This is a genomic window from Mesorhizobium sp. KACC 23794 (genome assembly GCF_052180275.1).
Classification (GTDB): domain Bacteria; phylum Pseudomonadota; class Alphaproteobacteria; order Rhizobiales; family Rhizobiaceae; genus Kumtagia.
Genome location: NZ_CP197465.1, coordinates 4,034,882 through 4,051,990 on the forward strand (window position 1 = coordinate 4,034,882; position 17,109 = coordinate 4,051,990).

16 protein-coding genes, 1 tRNA gene and 1 other annotated feature are annotated in these 17,109 nt (G+C 61.5%); of the genes, 9 read left to right on the forward strand and 8 right to left on the reverse strand.

The window, feature by feature from the left end:
• Positions 1-16 precede the first annotated feature (16 nt).
• Together ACSBOB_RS19795 and ACSBOB_RS19800 are read left to right on the forward strand one after the other, a co-directional pair.
• Positions 17-418 (forward strand): hypothetical protein, encoded by a 402-nt coding sequence (locus ACSBOB_RS19795; RefSeq protein WP_442577796.1) that lies wholly within the window; start codon positions 17-19, stop codon positions 416-418.
• 144 nt (positions 419-562) lie between these two features.
• A protein-coding gene (locus tag ACSBOB_RS19800; protein WP_442577797.1) for an IS3 family transposase occupies positions 563-1,794 on the forward strand; the annotation gives its coding sequence in 2 pieces (ribosomal slippage) (positions 563-851 and positions 851-1,794; 1,233 coding nt in all).
• Positions 844-960 (forward strand) — a sequence feature (AL1L pseudoknot). Its footprint overlaps the gene before it by 117 nt.
• A gap of 567 nt (positions 1,795-2,361) precedes the next feature.
• Here the strand turns inward: ACSBOB_RS19800 and istB are convergent.
• The 3 genes from istB to ACSBOB_RS19815 form a co-directional block, all read right to left on the reverse strand.
• Positions 2,362-3,174 carry an IS21-like element helper ATPase IstB gene (gene istB, locus ACSBOB_RS19805; protein ID WP_442577702.1) on the reverse strand — a complete coding sequence of 271 codons (813 nt, stop codon included), beginning with the start codon at positions 3,172-3,174 and terminating at the stop codon, positions 2,362-2,364.
• On the reverse strand, positions 3,164-4,693 hold the full coding sequence (istA, locus tag ACSBOB_RS19810; protein WP_442583696.1) for an IS21 family transposase: 1,530 nt from the start codon (positions 4,691-4,693) through the stop codon (positions 3,164-3,166). Before istA ends, istB begins: the two co-directional genes overlap by 11 nt.
• 548 nt (positions 4,694-5,241) lie before the next feature.
• A tRNA-Ser gene (locus ACSBOB_RS19815) sits at positions 5,242-5,331 on the reverse strand.
• A gap of 434 nt (positions 5,332-5,765) precedes the next feature.
• Between ACSBOB_RS19815 and ACSBOB_RS19820 the strand changes: the two genes are divergently transcribed.
• Positions 5,766-5,930, forward strand: coding sequence for an AbrB family transcriptional regulator (locus tag ACSBOB_RS19820; protein ID WP_442577798.1), 165 nt, complete (start codon positions 5,766-5,768; stop codon positions 5,928-5,930).
• A gap of 285 nt (positions 5,931-6,215) precedes the next feature.
• A complete protein-coding gene (locus tag ACSBOB_RS19825) occupies positions 6,216-6,596 on the forward strand; it encodes a hypothetical protein (RefSeq protein ID WP_442577799.1) in 381 nt (126 codons plus the stop codon).
• Positions 6,597-6,803: 207 nt separating this feature from the next.
• On the opposite strand, the gene ACSBOB_RS19830 is transcribed toward ACSBOB_RS19825, so the two are convergent.
• Positions 6,804-7,700 (reverse strand): helix-turn-helix domain-containing protein, encoded by an 897-nt coding sequence (locus tag ACSBOB_RS19830; protein ID WP_442577800.1) that lies wholly within the window; start codon positions 7,698-7,700, stop codon positions 6,804-6,806.
• A gap of 131 nt (positions 7,701-7,831) precedes the next feature.
• Between ACSBOB_RS19830 and ACSBOB_RS19835 the strand changes: the two genes are divergently transcribed.
• From ACSBOB_RS19835 to rimO, 4 genes are all read left to right on the forward strand, one after another.
• Positions 7,832-8,779 carry a phytanoyl-CoA dioxygenase family protein gene (locus tag ACSBOB_RS19835; protein ID WP_442577801.1) on the forward strand — a complete coding sequence of 316 codons (948 nt, stop codon included), beginning with the start codon at positions 7,832-7,834 and terminating at the stop codon, positions 8,777-8,779.
• 474 nt (positions 8,780-9,253) lie between these two features.
• Entirely contained in the window at positions 9,254-9,721 is a 468-nt protein-coding gene (locus tag ACSBOB_RS19840; protein ID WP_442577802.1) for a MucR family transcriptional regulator, read from the forward strand.
• Positions 9,722-9,998: 277 nt separating this feature from the next.
• Complete coding sequence (locus tag ACSBOB_RS19845; RefSeq protein ID WP_442577803.1) at positions 9,999-10,694, forward strand: TerC family protein; 696 nt, start codon at positions 9,999-10,001, stop codon at positions 10,692-10,694.
• A gap of 200 nt (positions 10,695-10,894) precedes the next feature.
• Positions 10,895-12,211 (forward strand): 30S ribosomal protein S12 methylthiotransferase RimO, encoded by a 1,317-nt coding sequence (gene rimO, locus ACSBOB_RS19850; RefSeq protein ID WP_442577804.1) that lies wholly within the window; start codon positions 10,895-10,897, stop codon positions 12,209-12,211.
• Between the two features lie 12 nt (positions 12,212-12,223).
• Here rimO and ACSBOB_RS19855 read toward each other — a convergent pair whose 3' ends face one another.
• Positions 12,224-12,856: a glutathione S-transferase family protein gene (locus ACSBOB_RS19855; RefSeq protein WP_442577805.1), complete on the reverse strand. Its 633-nt coding sequence runs from the start codon at positions 12,854-12,856 to the stop codon at positions 12,224-12,226.
• A 166-nt stretch (positions 12,857-13,022) separates the two neighbouring features.
• Between ACSBOB_RS19855 and ACSBOB_RS19860 the strand changes: the two genes are divergently transcribed.
• On the forward strand, positions 13,023-14,168 hold the full coding sequence (locus tag ACSBOB_RS19860) for a Gfo/Idh/MocA family protein (protein ID WP_442577806.1): 1,146 nt from the start codon (positions 13,023-13,025) through the stop codon (positions 14,166-14,168).
• Positions 14,169-14,272: 104 nt separating this feature from the next.
• On the opposite strand, the gene ACSBOB_RS19865 is transcribed toward ACSBOB_RS19860, so the two are convergent.
• The 3 genes from ACSBOB_RS19865 to ACSBOB_RS19875 form a co-directional block, all read right to left on the reverse strand.
• Positions 14,273-14,716 carry a hypothetical protein gene (locus ACSBOB_RS19865; RefSeq protein WP_442577807.1) on the reverse strand — a complete coding sequence of 148 codons (444 nt, stop codon included), beginning with the start codon at positions 14,714-14,716 and terminating at the stop codon, positions 14,273-14,275.
• A 212-nt stretch (positions 14,717-14,928) separates the two neighbouring features.
• Positions 14,929-15,933, reverse strand: coding sequence for a substrate-binding domain-containing protein (locus tag ACSBOB_RS19870; RefSeq protein ID WP_442577808.1), 1,005 nt, complete (start codon positions 15,931-15,933; stop codon positions 14,929-14,931).
• A gap of 118 nt (positions 15,934-16,051) precedes the next feature.
• The gene (locus ACSBOB_RS19875; RefSeq protein WP_442577809.1) at positions 16,052-17,056 is read right to left on the reverse strand and encodes a substrate-binding domain-containing protein; all 1,005 of its coding nucleotides are present in this window, start codon (positions 17,054-17,056) and stop codon (positions 16,052-16,054) included.
• Positions 17,057-17,109 lie beyond the last annotated feature (53 nt).

The following is a 17,109-nucleotide window of genomic DNA, read 5'->3' on the forward strand; positions in this document are numbered from 1 at the left end:
CCAAGGGAGAAACGCTATGCCTAAGAAATTATCGAGCCGGCTGGTGAAGAAGAACCGGTACTACAGCAGGGAGCAAGCCGCGAAGGCCGTCGGCGGCCGAAAGCAGACAATCGACGTTTGGGTATGGAGGCAGGGCCTCAAAACCGTCAATGGTTTCATTCCTGGCCGCGACCTGATCGACTTCATGCAAGCGAGATCCGCGGCTAGGCGCAAGCCATGCAAGCCGGGACATGTCTTCTGCCTCGGATGCAAGGATAGTCGCGCCCCAGCGTTCGACGAGGTGGAGCTTGTCCGACATGAAACGAACGGTTCGGCAATCATACGTGCGCTTTGCCCGGAGTGTTCAAGTGTGATGTGTCGCAATGTCTCGCGCGAACAGCTCGCCGACTTCGCTCGGCGCTATCGAGTGACCAAGTGACCAAGAGTGTCACTCTTCACACTCAAAACGATTCACCGAACCACATTCTTCATCATAATTCAGAAGGTAAGCCGTCATGCCGCGCGCGAAGTGAACCGCGCCGGGTTTGCCGGAGGCTCCAAACCTTGAGAAGGTGGAGCCATCATGAGCAAGACGACGAACAGGTTTTCTCCCGAAGTGCGCGCCCGCGCGGTGCGCATGGTTTTGGACCACGAAAGCGAGCATTCATCACGCTGGGCAGCGGTGTCCTCGATCGCGGCAAAGATCGGCTGCACGGCGCAGTCGCTCAATGGATGGGTGAAGAAGGCTGAGGTGGACAGCGGCGTGCGCGCCGGCCTTCCCACCGAGGTCGCCGAGAAGCTGAAGGCTCTGGAGCGGGAGAACCGGGAGCTGCGTCAGGCCAACGAGATCCTGCGCAAGGCGAGCGCTTATTTTGCGATGGCGGAGCTCGACCGCCGGTTCAAGCCATGATCGCGTTCATCGACGATCACCGCGAGGCGCATGGGGTCGAGCCGATCTGCAAGGTGCTGCCGATCGCCCCGTCGACCTACCACGACCATGTCGCCAAGCGGCGCGATCCCTCCCGGCTGTCGGCGCGGGCGAAGCGGGATGAGGAACTCAAGATCGAGGTGCGGCGCGTGTTCGAGGAGAACTTCCGCGTCTACGGCGTGCGCAAGGTCTGGCGGCAGCTCAGGCGGGAAGGCTTCGACGTCGCCCGCTGCGCCGTCTCGCGGCTGATGCGGGAAATGGGCCTCGAAGGGGCGATCCGCGGCAAGCCGGTGAAGACGACGATCAGCGACAGGATCGCGCCCTGTCCGCTGGATCAGGTCAATCGCCAGTTCCACGCGCAGGCGCCGAACAGGCTGTGGGTCTCCGACTTCACCTATGTCGCGACCTGGGCCGGCTTCGTCTACGTAGTAGCCTTCGTCATCGACGCCTATGCCCGCCGGATCGTCGGCTGGCGGGCGAGCCGATCGGCGCATGCCGGCTTCGTCCTCGATGCTCTGGAGCAGGCGCTTCATGACCGGCGTCCGCTCCATGGCGGCGGCCTGGTTCACCACAGCGACAGGGGCAGCCAATACGTGTCGATCAAATACACCGAGCGCCTGGCCGAGGCCGGTGTCGAGCCATCGGTCGGCAGCGTCGGCGATTCCTATGACAACGCGCTGGCCGAGACGATCAACGGACTCTACAAGGCCGAGGTCATTCACCGGCGCGGGCCGTGGCGCTCCTTCGAGGTCGTCGAGTTCGCGACGCTGGAATGGGTGGACTGGTTCAACAATCGCCGGCTGCTGGAGCCCATCGGCAACATCCCGCCGGCCGAAGCCGAGGCACGCTACTACGCCATGCTGGACAAACCAGCCATGGCGGCGTGACTCAAACCAAACGGCCTCCGGCAAACCCGGCGCGGTTCACTCTCGGCAATTGTGGTCATGAAATATCGGCCGACATAGCTGTTGACGACATTCAGCCCGCTGATGGCACAAAAGAGGACCAAAAGGGAAAAAAGCAGCAGCCTTGCCCGGCGTCCGACGTCAGATGTCACGAAAATCCTGACTGCGCGGGCGAATCTTGCGGCCGTCAGTTTAAGCGGAATCTGCTGCGGACTCATTTCCGCACCCCACACTCCTCGAGAGCCAGCATAGCTGATGCCTGACGAGGTGAGGAGAAAATGGTCCGATTTCTTGCCGCCTCGAGCCCGAAGCTGGGTACCTGCGAGGCTAGTCGGTCGGCTGCATAGGAAGTCGCTACTTACCCAGATTAGTGGAGGTCGAACGCCTGACCGTCAGCCCTCAACTGCTTGAGGGTCTTTCCAGCGCAACTGCCTGCCCATTCTCCGCCGATGGGTTCGGCGGGCCCCATGAAGTGTGATGGTCCCTGACAAGTTTGTTGATTTTCACTGAGAACTGACCCGGCATTTTCACCGAGAAGTGACCCGCCCTTCATGTATGTTTTGGTTCTGCGGGGACGGTCAAGGTTCTAGCTTTCTCCTTTGCTCTTTTCGGCTCTTGGGCAGAGCTGTTCTTGAACCGGAAGCTGTCGTTCCCGGTCTCCAGGATGTGGCAGTGATGGGTCAGCCGGTCGAGAAGCGCGGTTGTCATCTTGGCATCGCCAAAAACGGTCGCCCACTCGCTGAAGCTGAGGTTTGTGGTGATGATCACGCTGGTGCGTTCGTAGAGCTTGCTCAGCAGATGGAAGAGCAATGCGCCACCTGATGCGCTGAACGGCAGATAGCCGAGCTCATCCAGGATAACGAGATCGGAATGCACGAGGCGATTGGCGATCTGGCCTGATCGTCCCTGTGCCTTTTCCTGTTCGAGCGCATTGACCAACTCGACAGTCGAGAAGAAGCGAACCCGTTTGTGATGATGCTCGATGGCCTGCACGCCAAGCGCGGTCGCAATATGGGTTTTGCCTGTGCCTGGGCCGCCGACGAGGACAACATTGTTGGCGTCATCGATGAACTCGCCACGATGAAGCTGACGCACCAGGGCCTCGTTTATCTCACTGCTGGCGAAGTCAAAGCCATTGAGATCGCGATAGGCTGGAAAGCGCGCCGTCTTGAGCTGATAGGCTGTGGACCTGACCTCCCGTTCCGCCGTTTCGGCCTTCAGCAGTTGCGACAGGATCGGAATGGCGGCTTCAAATGCGGGCGCCCCCTGTTCGGTGAGTTCGCCGACAGCTTGCGCCATGCCGTGCATCTTCAGGCTTCGAAGCATGATGACTATTGCGCCGCTGGCAGGGTTATGACGCATGGCGCACCTCTGCGGCCTTCCTCAAGGCATCGTAGCGCTCGACGTTTGCCTTCGGCTCATTGGTGAGCGTTAGGGCCTGAGGAGCACTGATGGTCGGGGGTGTGAGCGATTTGCCGTCGATCAGACGATGGAGCAGATTCAGCACATGGGTTTTGGTTGGAACGCCGGCTTCCAACGCCATCTCCACGGCACATAGCACGGCCTGCTCGTCGTGTTGCAAGACGAGCGCCAGGATGTCGACCATCTCGCGATCGCCGCCTGGCTTCTTGAGCAAGTGTTGTTGCAAATTCCTGAACGCATCGGGGAGTTCAGCAAACGGTGCTCCGTTGCGCAGCGCGCCTGGTTTGCGCTGAACAACAGCCAGATAGTGGCGCCAGTCATAGATCGTCTGACCCGGCCGATCATGCGAGCGATCGATGATGCGGCGATGCTCACAGAGGATCAAACCCTCCGCGGCAACAACGATGCGATCCGGATAGATCCGAACGCTGACAGGCCGATTGGCAAAGGATGCCGGAACGCTGTAGCGGTTGCGCTCTAAATGCACGAGACAGGTCGGGGAGACCCGTTTGGTGTATTCGACAAACCCGTCGAAGAGACGTGATGTCGGCATGAGGGCCTGGGATTCCTCTGCCCAGATATCGGCAATGGTGCCGCGCATCTTTCCATGCGGGGTCTTCTGCCAAAACTCCTTGCATCGAAGCTCCAGCCAGTCGTTCAGGGCTTCGAGCGAGGCAAAGCGCGGAATGGGTTGCCACAGGCGATGACGCGCATCCTGGACGTTCTTCTCGACCTGCCCCTTCTCCCAGCCTGACGCTGGATTGCAGAACTCGGGTTCGAACAGGTAGTGGCTGGCCATCGCCATGAAGCGGACGTTGACGTCGCGCTCCTTGCCGCGCCCGACCTTGTCGATCGCCGTGCGCATGTTGTCGTAGATGCCGCGCCGGGGAACGCCGCCAAAGACACGGAAGGCATGATTGTGGGCGTCGAACAGCATCTCGTGCGTCTGCAGCAGATAGGCTCGAACGATGAAGGCCCTGGAGTAGCTGAGCTTCGTATGCGCCACCTGCAGCTTGGTGCGCTCGTTGCCGATGATGGCCCAATCCTCGGACCAATCGAACTGGAACGCCTCTCCAGGCTCGAACGCCAGCGGCACGAATGTCCCTCGTCCTGTCGTCTGCAATTCCCTCTGAAGATTTGCCTTCCACTCCCGGGCGAAAGCAGCAACACGACCGTAAGACCCCTCATAGCCAAGGCTCACCAGATCGGAATGGAACTGCTTGACGGTCCGCTTCTGTTTGCGGTTCTTCTTTGCTTCCGCCCTCAGCCAGGCCGACAAACGGTCGGCAAACGGGTCAAGCTTGCTCGGCCGCTCCGGAACCTTGAACTGAGGCTCCACGCCATCAGAGCGTAGATATTTGCGGATGGTGTTCCGCGACAGGCCAGTCCTACGGCCAATCTCACGGATCGATAGATTCTCTCGAAAATGCCAGCGTCGGATTACGCTCAATAACGCCATGTCGATCACTCCAATGCCCCCACTGTCATGCAGGGGTGGTTCAAACATGGGTCAATTCTCGATGGAAATATCCTGCGCTGCCGGGTCAGTTCTCAAAGGCAATCAACATGCCCATCTCTTGGCGCGAGCAGGAAGCTCTCCTCCAATTCTGACGTGCAACGCGCCCGCATCGGTATGATGCACCCACCATCACAAATCCAAACGTTTGGAAGTGAAAACGCCCCGACAGAGACGCTTACCGCGAATTGCGCCGGTTGTAGGCGAAATCGGCGTCTCTCTTCCAAACGTTTGCGGAAGACCAACGCTAACCCACGGAAATGTCGACGATATTCTGAGACGCCGGAAAACTGCCCCAAAACTGCAGACTGGATGGTGGGCCACGAGGGACTCGAACCCGAAACCAAGCCACTATTTTCACCGAGCCTACCGAAATCGATCCTCATTGGAAAAAATCGACAACAGTTTCAGTCCGCTGGGGCTGGCGCTGGGGCGAAGCGAGCCTTTGCATCATAAATATCAAGTAATTCCAATATGCTAATAAACAGTCATGGCGGAGGGAGTGGGATTCGAACCCACGGTGAACTTGCGCCCACGCCGGTTTTCAAGACCGGTGCCTTAAACCGCTCGGCCATCCCTCCATGGTGATTTCAATCACACAGGAGCCTTGTCGAACCGGACTTGCCTGCTCTTGACGCCGAAACGGCGCCGAGGGAATTCAGACCGGTTGTCGCTTGTTTTCCTGTAAAGCCACGTCCAGCACCAAGTCAACCGTGGCTACCACCCTTCCTTCCGATGGGCCACGCTGGACGGGCGAAGATCTTTGCTTCCTGGCTTGGCACCCCTGGCCACCCAAGTGGCATCGCAGCGCTGCGGACCCAAAGGCGTAGCCGCAGCCTGCACCCGGACGACCTCGACCTCATCGCCGCCGGGATCTTGGCTCATGACGCGATCTCATGGTGGCGCCCCCTCGATAAGCCCGCAATCAATCCGCGAACCGGTCCTGCGGTCCCGAAGCTTTCAAGAAACTCCACGAAACCTACACCGCCACGGTGACGTCGCCAGAATATGGCGCGTGGCTGAAGCCGGCCGGGCGCCCGGCGGCCTTGCCGAAATGAGCCTGATCGCACTGGTCCTGCAGATCGAGACCGCCTTCATGGTCTGCCACCACGTGGCGCGGATTCTCATGGTGGTGGTCGGCGCCGCCCTCGCCTTCCGGCGCTTCGTAGCCGCCAAATAGCGCGCAAAAAACGCCTTCAGGCCGCTTTCCCCTGCCTCACCGACAATCTCGCTTGCCGCCGGGAAGAAAAAGCTTTAGCGGTCGGCCATTCCCGTGACCAAGCCCCGTCGCTCACCCCTTCGGCCAAGGGCGCCGCACCCATCCTCGCCTGGCCGTTCACAAGTTTTTGCGGCGTGGCTTATTCTTTGTTCACCAGACGTGCCGCAAAGGTATGTGGATGGTTTCGTCCGAACGTGCTTTGCCCTAAGCTGTAGATGGAATGCGGTTTCGATCGGAAGAACAGGCTTGGACTATCCCGTCTCATTGAATATTCTGAAGGTTGCCCCCCGCATCACCCTGTCATTTGCCGCTTTTTTGGCAGTGTCGGGGTGTGCACGCATGTATGATGGGTCGATCGTGCCCGAATACACCTCCGAGATGGTTCCGGGCGGGATGGTGCCGCGCATCGAATACCGCAAGACGGATGTGCTGCCGCCCAGCAGGCTGATGGAGTTTCCGCCAGCCCCGCCGCCGCCGGAAACCGAGAAACCCGCACCGGTGGTCCGCGCCGCGCCGCGTCGAAAGCCAGGCGGGTTGATACCCCGGCTTCCAGCGGAGCTTCCGCGAAACGTCCATTGCCGCAACGAGGCGGCGACCGATGGCAGGATACGGGTCGTCTGTCTCTGACAAAGGGATCGCGGCTGATTTCCCGCCGGATTTTAACGGCTTTTAGCCGGCGGCGTTCATCCGCTTGTCATGCGGCAAACCTATACACGAATTGTTCGCGGCCTGACCATGGATGTACCGGCAGGCAAGTGGATGTCCAGAGAAGGTCGGGTTCCCCGGCCTTTTTTGTTGCCTGAGCCTGCGCCAAGGCCTGTCGTTCCCGCCCGTTCAATAGCCGGCGGCCGTTCCCGACCGATCCGTCCGCGCCTGCGCGCCGAAACGGGTCCGGTAGGCGCGCGGGGTGAGCGTCTTCAGCGACAGGAACTGCCGGTTGAAATTGGCGAGCGTGCGATATCCGACCTCGCCGGCGATGTGGGCGATCGGCTTTTGCGTCGCCGTCAGCAGGGCGCAGGCCTCGCCGATCCGCATCCGGATCAGATAGTCGGAAACGGCCATGCCCATGTGGCGCCGGAACAGGCGGTGCAGACCGGACGGACTGAGCGCGGCGACATCGGCGAGCACGTCGACCGACAAGTCGCCGGCGTAGTTCAAATGGATATGGTCGAGCACCCGATCGATGCGTCCCCTGTCGGGATCGGCCGAAGGCACCAGAGCGCGACTGGCGAGCGGTGCGGCCGTATTATCCCTGGACAGCATGTTGAGCACGCGAAAGAGCGCAAGCAGCCTCTCGTCGCCGGGTGCTGCGAACAAGGCCTCTATCAGCGGGCGGGCCGACTGTGCCGCCGCCGGCGAGAAGGCGAGCCCGCCTGCCCCGCGCTCGAGCATTCCCCGGATGCCGTGAAGTTCGACAAAGGACGCGCTCAGCACTTCGGCCCAGCCGGGCAGGAACCACATCACCAGTGCCCTGTGCGGCTTCGCCTCGTCGAGCCTGGAACCGGAACGCCAAGTATGCGGCAGGTTCGGCCCCACCAGCACGAGGTCGCCGTCGCCGTAGGACCCGATATGATCGCCGATGAAACGTTCGCCCCGCGAGTTCAAGGTCAGTGTCAGTTCGTATTCCGGATGATGGTGCCACTGGAACGGAATCCCGGCATCCAGCCTTCGGTCGAGCATCGCCCAGGACGCTCCCGGTTCGGGACGGAGACGTTCAAGAAAGGGTTTCATGACGCAAGAAACGGGACACTGACGCCAGGATAGTATCAGAAAATGCCTTCTTCCTACAACATGGCCGGCTGAGGAGCGTTAGTCTCATCCCAAATTCACCGGTGATGCGCCGAGAGGTCGGGGAGAGAGAAATGGCCCATGCAACCAATCTGAAGCTGGACAATCATCCGACATCCCGGAAGCTGACGACGCAGCTCAAGGATATCGACAAGCATCTTCCGCTGCGGGTGCTCAGCCAGGACGACTGGCAGCACTGGATCACCAGGGGTTATGTGATCGTCCGCAACGCGGTGCCGCGGGAGAATGTGCAGCGCCTGGTCGACCTTCTCTGGGAATTCGACGAGAAGGATCCGAAAGACCCGTCGACCTGGTATGCGCCGCAGAGGCGCGACCACATCATGAAGGAGCTGAACGGCGCCGGCATGGTGGAGATATACAATCACCAGTACCTCTGGGACAACCGGCAGATGCAGCGCGTCTATGACGCCTTCGTCGACATATGGGACCGCGAGGACCTGTGGGTGGCCATCGACCGCGCCAATCTCAACCCGCCGAAGAAGAATCCCGGCAATCCGAACGGTTTCATTCACTGGGACAGCGACACCTCGAAGCGTCCGCTGCCGATCGGCGTGCAGGGCGTGCTGTCGCTGGTGCGCCAGGACGGCGACATCGGCGGATTCCAGTGCATTCCGGAACTGTTCCACGATTTCGAAGCCTGGGTGAAGACCCAGCCGGAGGATCGCGATCCGCACCATCCGGATCTCGCCGGGCTGAAGATCACCAACATCGAGATGAATCCCGGCGACCTGCTGATCTTCAACACGCTGCTGGCGCATGGCGTCCGCCCGAACCATTCGAAGGACCGGGTTCGCATGGCGCAATACATCTCCATGTTCCCCGCCGACGAGGAAGACTTGGTCGAACGCGAAGCCCGCATCCATTCGTGGCGTGAACTGGAGGCACCCAGGCGCGCTTCCTATCCTGGCGATCCCCGCGACTGGGAGAAGAACAACGCCAGCACGGCGGTTCTGACCGATCTCGGGAAGAGGCTGCTCGGTCTCGAGAGCTGGAACCGCTGAAGGGCCAGCCTACGGCAAGCGCCCGGCTGGATTGTCGGGCCGCGCTCTCCGACAACCCGATCGGCATTTCCAAGATGGACGAAAATCGCCTCTCGGGGTTGAAGACTGGCGACGCCTTGTCTCCATCGCAGCGTAGGCCTGTTGGCACGCGACCCAGTCCATTCCCGGTCGGCGCGCCAGTCATTTGACGGAAATGAAACAGCAAGGAGCGCGCATAGACCAGAAAGCACCGCGGCGAACACCTAAACCGCCAGTTTTCGCACGCGCACTCCAGTTTCCACCGAACCAAAGAACAAGAATGTATGAGGCCCATATTTTTCCATGATTGCCCGTTTCATGGAACTTCAATGGCCAATCATCGTTCACGACCCGGCTTTATCGCCTTGAAAAGGCATCTATGCTAATTTGTCATTGAAATAGACTTGATTCTCTTGAATTTTGTGACAAAGACACTCGGGCAATAGGAGAAAGAACATGAGCGACGATCCAACCTCAAGACTGGAGCTGACCGCGTCAATCGTGTCGGCCTATGTATCGAAAAACAGCGTGCCGATGGCAAACCTTGCCGATCTCGTCAAGAACGTACACGCCTCGCTGGAAAGACTGGAAGGCAAGCCCCCCGTGGAGGCCGCACCTCTTGTCCCCGCCGTGCCCGTGAAGAAATCGATTACGCCGGACTATATCATCTCGCTGGAGGATGGCCGCAAATTCAAGTCGCTCAAGCGGCACCTGAGCACGCAGTACGGCATCTCGCCGGAACAATATCGCGCCAAGTGGAATCTGCCGGCAGATTATCCGATGGTTGCCCCCAACTATGCCGCCACGCGGTCGGCATTGGCAAAGACCATGGGGCTTGGCCGAAAAGGGCAGGAAGAAGAAGCGGCCCCGCCGGTCGAGCCGGAAACACCGCGCCGCAAGCGAACGACCAAGGACAAGGCCTGAACCGAGGCCTTGACGCAAGCCGAGGCGTGGCCACGGAAAACCCGGATCGACTGCGTCTCAGACTCCGTTGGGAGGTCGGCTAACGCCGGGATCCGCCGGCCAACCGACGGGTGGAAGAACGCCTGCGATACCCGATAGCCGGCCTCGGTCGGCTATCTCGGGTAACGATTTGCTATGCGCCGATTTCGATGCCCCGGCGCTTGTCCGTGCTTGACGCAACCGCGTGTGGCCGATAGGCGGACACGGCGACGAAGCATTCTGAAGGGCGCCTTTTCCCATGGAAATTTTCACCGCGGCGGGTTTCACAGCACTGTTGCAGGTCATCGCGATCGACCTGGTGCTCGCGGGAGACAATGCCATCGTGATCGGGCTTGCCGCCGCCGGCCTGCCCGCCGACCAGCGCAAGAAGGCCATCCTCGTCGGCATAGGCGCGGCCACCGTGCTGCGCATCGGCTTCGCCCTCATCACGCAATGGTTGCTGGCGATCGGGCCAATGCTGCTGATCGCAGGTGGCCTGCTGCTGCTGTGGGTGTGCTGGAAGATGTGGCGCGAACTGCGCGTCAGTCACCAGGAAGAGCACGAAGCGACCGAAGCGCTCGCCAATTCGGACTACAACAAGGACGGTTCGATCGGGGGCAACGGCCCGCGCAAGACCTTTGCGCAGGCGGCCTGGCAGATCGTCATCGCCGACGTCTCCATGTCGCTCGACAACGTGCTGGCCGTCGCCGGCGCAGCGATGGAGCATCCGACGGTGCTCGTCATCGGGCTGGCGCTGTCGATCGCCCTCATGGGTTTCGCCGCCAGCTTCGTGGCGCGGCTGCTGCACCGCTATCGGTGGATCGCCTATATCGGCCTGATCATCATTCTCTACGTGGCCGTCAAGATGCTGCTGGATGGCGCCGTGGACCAGTTTCCGGAGCAGTTCGGGTTCCTGAGCGAATGGTTCGGATCGCACGGCGACGTCGCTCACTGACGCGGTTTTCGGTTCCGAACCGGCCCAGCATCGCTAGCTGAAGCGTCCGATCCGAACGGAAGACAGGCTCAGGCGGGCTTCGGCACGGGATCACGGCGCCCCGACGCAAAGGCTGCGCCATTTCGCCTTCGCAGCGAGGCAGTTACATTTCTGTCCGCAGTGTGATAGGTCGCCGCCTTTCGAGAAGACCGGAAGAAAAAATGTCCACCGCACTCCGTGTGAGTTTTGTCAGCCTCGGCTGCCCGAAGGCGCTCGTCGATTCCGAGCGCATTCTTACGCGGCTGCGCGCCGAGGGCTACGAGATATCCCGCAAGCACGACGGCGCCGACCTCGTAGTCGTCAACACCTGCGGTTTCCTCGATTCCGCTCGCGATGAGTCGCTGAGCGCGATCGGCACGGCGATGAAGGAAAACGGCAAGGTCATTGTCACCGGCTGCATGGGCGCCACGCCCGAACTGATCCGGGAAAAACACCCGAACGTGCTAGCGATCACCGGCCCACAGGCCTACGAAAGCGTGATGGCAGCTGTCCACGAAGCTGCGCCGCCGCAGCACGACCCGCTGTTCGACCTGCTGCCGCCGCAAGGCATCAAGCTGACGCCTCGCCACTACGCCTATCTGAAGATTTCCGAAGGCTGCAACAATCGCTGCACCTTCTGCATCATCCCGGCGCTGCGCGGCGACCTTGTCTCGCGCCCGGCAGCGGACGTTCTGCGCGAGGCCGAAAAACTGGCCAAGGCCGGCGTCAAGGAAGTGATGGTGATCTCACAGGACACCAGCGCCTATGGCGTCGACGTGAAATACGAATCGAGCCGCTTCCAGGACCGCGATGTGCGCGCGAAATTCTACGATCTCGCCAACGAACTCGGCGATCTCGGCATGTGGATCCGCATGCACTACGTCTATCCCTATCCGCATGTCGCCGACGTCATCCCGCTGATGGCGGATGGAAAGATTCTTCCCTATCTCGACATTCCATTCCAGCACGCCTCACCCGCGGTGCTGAAGAACATGCGCCGGCCCGCCCATGGCGAGAAGACGCTGGAGCGCATCCGCGGCTGGCGCGATGTCTGCCCCGATCTGTCGATCCGCTCGACCTTCATCGTCGGCTTTCCCGGCGAGACCGAGGAGGATTTCGAGATTCTGCTCGACTGGCTGGACGAAGCGAAGATCGACCGCGCCGGCTGCTTCAAATACGAGCCGGTCAACGGCGCGCGCTCCAACGATCTCGGGCTCGAGCAGGTGCCGCAGGAGGTCAAGGAAAGCCGCTGGCACCGCTTCATGCAGCGCCAGCAGAAGATTTCCGCAACCCAACTCCAGAAGAAGGTCGGCAAGCGCCTGCCCGTCCTGATCGACGAGGCCAACGGCACCGCAGGCAAGGGCCGGACGAAATACGATGCGCCGGAGATAGACGGCGCCGTGCATGTTTCGTCACGGCGCCCGCTGCGTCCCGGTGACATCGTCACCGTCAAGATCGACCGCGCCGACGCCTATGACCTCTATGGGCAGGCCGTCTGAATTCCGTCCGGTTCATACTTTGCCTTCCCAGGCAGGCACGGTCTTCGCCAACTCATAGTCCCTGGCTTGCGCTCGCCGATAGGCCGGCCGGTCCTTGGCACGGTCAAGATAAGCCCTGAAGGCCGGCTTTTCCGGCAACTTCTTCAGCTGATCCATCGTGTAACCGATACCGGATGCCAGCTGGATGTCGGCAGCGGTGAAGCGGCCGCCGGCGGCGAAGTCGTGTTCGATCAGGCGCCGCTCCACATAGGCGACCATGTCGTCGAACAGGCCGAACGAATAATCGTTGCTCTGGTAGGACAGGCCATGCGCCCTGCCCGCGATGCACGGGTCGAAGACGGCGTCGCAGTAGACCAGTGTGGTCAGGTAAGGCCCGCGCATCGGGTCGCCGATCGGCGGGGCCAGTCCTGCGTCCGGAAACGCATCCGCAAGGTAGGTGGTGATCGCGGCGCGCTCGGTGATTACCGTGCCGTCATGCTCAATCGCCGGAACCTTCTTGTTCGGCTGGATTTTCCGGTATTCCTCCGGCACACCGCCCTCGGCACGGATGTCGATATGGACAAGTTCGTAGTCGGCACCAAGCTCCTCCAGCAGCCACAAAACGCCCGACGCGCGCGACCACGGCGCATGATAGAATTTCAACATCTCTCTCTCCGATCCTTGATCTGACCCCAGCATCCTATCGACCCTCTCCTGACACCTGGGTGTCAGCATGCGCGCGCAACGGCATGACTTGACGATCGTTCCCCACCCAAGGCCTTCCGTGTGGAACGGCGCATGCTAGGTTGCGCACCACGGGAGGAGGGTCTGCATGAACAAGGGTCGTAGATTGCGTATCGGGCTGGTGGGCACCGGCTTCATGGGGCGCACGCATGCCAATGCTTTCGGGCAGGTGGCGAAGTTCTTCGACAATTCCATAGGCATCGAGCTGGCCGCGGTCTGTTCCCGCCATGCCGGCAAAGCCAGGCGCTTCGCCCAACAATGGGGCTTTGCGTCCTATGAGACCGACTGGCGCAAGCTCGTTGCCCGCGACGACATCGACGTGATCGACATCGCCACCCCCAACGACACGCATGCCGAGATCGCGATCGCGGCCGCCGAGGCCGGCAAGATGGTGGCTTGCGAAAAGCCGCTCGGTCGTACCATCGCTGAATCGCGACTGATGGCGGACGCCGTCCGGCGCGCCGGCGTCGCCAACATGGTGTGGTACAATTACCGGCGCGTGCCGGCGATTGCGCTTGCCAAGCAGTTGATCGACGAGGGGTTTCTCGGCCGCGTCTTCCACTACCGCTCGAAATTCCTGCAGGACTGGACGATCTCGCAGGACGTGCCGCAAGGCGGCGCGGGAACGTGGCGGCTGGACAAGGCGATCGCCGGCAGCGGCGTCACCGGCGACCTGTTGGCGCATTGCATCGACGCGGCCCAGTGGCTGAACGGGTCGATTGCCGAGGTCAGCGGCATAACAGAGACCTTCATCAAGCAGCGCGCCCATACGGCAACCGGAAAATCGGAACCGGTGACCATCGATGACGCCAGCGCCTTCCTGGCGCGCTTCGACAACGGCTCGCTCGCGACATTCGAAGCCACCCGCTATGCGCGCGGGCACAAGGCGCTGTTCACGCTGGAGATCAATGGCGAGCACGGCTCCATCGCCTGGGATCTGCATGACCTGCATCGGCTGCAGCTTTTCGACCATGGCGACAAGGGTGCGCTGCGGGGCTGGCGCTCCATCCACGTCACCGACGGCGACCATCCCTACATGAAGGCATGGTGGGTGCCCGGCCTGCAGATTGGCTACGAACACACCTTCATCCACCAGGTCGCGGATTTCCTGAAAGGCGTGGAAACGGGCGAGACGCTGGTGCCGGACTTCGCGGCGGCGCTGAAGACGGATGCGGTTGTCGATGCGGTACTGCGGTCAGCGGAGACCCGGCAATGGGAGCCAGTGCCTGGGTAGGCTGTTGCCGGCTTACACGAACGCCCGCGCCGCCAAGCGCACCTGGCGGTTGGCGTTCTAATTCTCAACAAGCTGGAGCCTGGAGCGCGTCGCCGGTCCGGCGATCATGACGTATCGATCTGTTCCGCTCCGCCGAAAGCCATTCTGCGCCGCGTCTTTATAAAATGGCCCCGCCGCGCCACTGCCGGCGCGCGTTGCGTACAGCGACCGTTCGGTACGCCGCGAAACAGCCTCCGCCCGGCAGAACGCTGCAGGCGGCCGAAGATGGACGCCAGCGCGCGGAAGCAGCGGGCGAGCCGCAAAGCCTCGGCGCAACCGTCGTCATCCCACCCGCCGACCGCCGCCATTGACACGACATGTGCGCCGGCGACCTGTTCGATGACAAACGCCCGCGCGACAGCCCCGGCTGGCCGCAGCAGCGACAGGACGAAGGCGCGAACCGGAAACGGCACAACGCAGAGGCGCTCGGCCAGAAAAGCCAGCCCGAGCAGCATCGCAACGATGCCCCTCAGCGTCTCCTGCGCATTCCCATATTCGGCGCGATCCATTCCAGCCTCCGTTGGGCGCGTATGATAGCAAAGCGGCGGAGGGGAATCAAGGAATTATTTCCTATTCAATTCTCCGCCGGCATCGCAGACCAGAGTAGAAGTGCCGGCGACGTCCGATCAAAGCGGCGGTCAAAATCAGACGCCAATTGATATTGCCCAAGAAAAAGCCGGGCGAGGTTGCCCTCGCCCGGCCCAATTTCTGCCGAACTCGCTTACTTGGCGATGCAGGTATCGACGTTCTCCGGCGTGCAGACATCGAGGCCGGTATAGGTCGGGTCGGCCGGGGCCGGCTTGCCGTCCTTCATGTCCTTGAACGCCATCATCACCTTGTAGCCCATCTCGAACGGCCGCTGGCCGACCTGGCCGAGCGACAGGCCTTCCTTCATCTGGTCGATCTGCACCGGCAAGGTATCGGCGATCACCAGCGCAAGCGACTTCGAGGCGATCTTGTCCTTGAACGGAGCAACGGCGGCGCGGTTGGCGTCCGGCACGAATTGCGGGAAGCCGCCGGTCGCGGTGAAGGCGTCGAGATCGGGCATCTTGCCCATCATGTCCTGGAACTGCTGGACCGACAGCGGGAAGTCGTCATTGGTATAGAGCGGACAGCCCGCGGCTTCCGTCCAGCCGTTCTCGCCTGCCAGCGCCTCTCCGGGCGACTCGGCTGCTTCCTTGCCGCGCAGCACGTCGCGAATACCCTTCATGCGCTCATTGTGGTTGGCCGCCGCGGCGCCGCCGGACTGGATGCAGATCGTGCCGCCCTTGGGCTTGATCGTCTGGATGATCTTGGCCAGGTTGGTGCCGATCTCGTAATTGTGCGTGCCGATATAGGCGACCCGCAGATCCTTGTTCTCGGGAAGCACGTCGGAATCCCAGGTGATGACCGGAATGCCGGCGTCTTTCGCCGCTTGCAGGGCTACGGTGATCGCCGCTGCGTTGGACGGCGACACGCCGATGGCGTCGACCTTCTTGGCGACGAGATCCTGCACGATTTGCGTCTGCTCCTCGCCGCCGCCGTGCTCGCCGGGACCGATATACAGGCACTCGAACGCGCCCTTGGATTCCTCCTCCGCTTTCTTGCAGCCGGCCAGCGCCTGGTCGTAGAACGGGTTGTTCATGTTCTTCGGCACCAGCGCGAACACGAATTTCTCCTGGGCAAACGCCTGCCCCGCCATCAGCGCCGAAAGCGCCACGGCGGCCGTCACGATGTACTTCTTCACTTCAAACTCCTCCCGAGACTACTGACGGATCGATACCCCCCGCCGTGTCAGCCCCGGCGGAATCTCTCGCGGAAACGGGCGAAGGATCTCCCCTCGCCCGCCCCGGATAATCATGCGCTTACTTGGCGATGCAGGTGTCGGCAGTCTCCGGCGTGCAGACGTCGAGGCCGGTATAGGTCGGATCGGCCGGAGCCGGCTTGCCGTCCTTCATGTCCTTCAGGAACAGCATGGACTTGTAGCCCATTTCGAACGGCCGCTGGCCGACCTGGCCCAGCGACAGGCCTTCCTTCATCTGGTCCATCTGGATCGGCAGCGTATCGGCGACGACCAACGCCAGTTCCTTCTTGGCGATCTTGTCCTTGAAGGGTTCGACCGCCGCGCGGTTAGCGTCCGGAACGAATTGCGGGAAGCCGCCGGTCGGCGTGAACGCGTCGACGCTCGGGTTCTTGGCCATGTAGTCCTGGAACTGCTGCACGGCGAGCGGGAAGTCGTCATTGGTGTAGAGCGGGCAGCCCTCGGCTTCCGTCCAGCCGTTCTGGCCGGTCAGGGGATCGCCGGGCGAAGCCGCCGATTCCTTGCCGGCAAGCGTGTCGCGAATGCCCTGCATGCGCTCATTGTGGTTGGCCGCCGCCGCACCACCCGACTGGATGCAGATCGTGCCGCCCTTCGGCTTGATCGTCTGCACGATCTTGGCGATGTTGACGCCGATCTCGTAATTATGCGTGCCGACATAGGCGGCGCGCAGGTCCTTGTTCTCAGGGAGCAGGTCGGAATCCCACGTCAGCACCGGAATGCCGGCTTCCTTGGCTGCCTGCAGCGCGACTGCCATGGCCGCTGCGTTGGACGGCGACACGGCGATGCCGTCGACCTTCTTGGCGACCAGATCCTGCACGATCTGCACCTGCTCCTCACCGCCGCCATGCTCACCGGGGCCGATGTACAGGCATTCGAACGCGCCGTTGGCTTCAGCTTCCGCCTTCTTGCAGCCGGCGAGCGCCTGGTCGAAGAATGGATTGTTCATGTTCTTGGGCACGAGCGCGAAAGTATATTTCTGCTGGGCATAGCTCTGGCTCGCCATCAGCGCGGAAAACGCCACGGCGGCCGTCAAAATGTATCTTTTCACGAGTTCCTCCACTTTGTTTTTGACGTCCATTATCCTCCGGCGGCTTGCGGCCG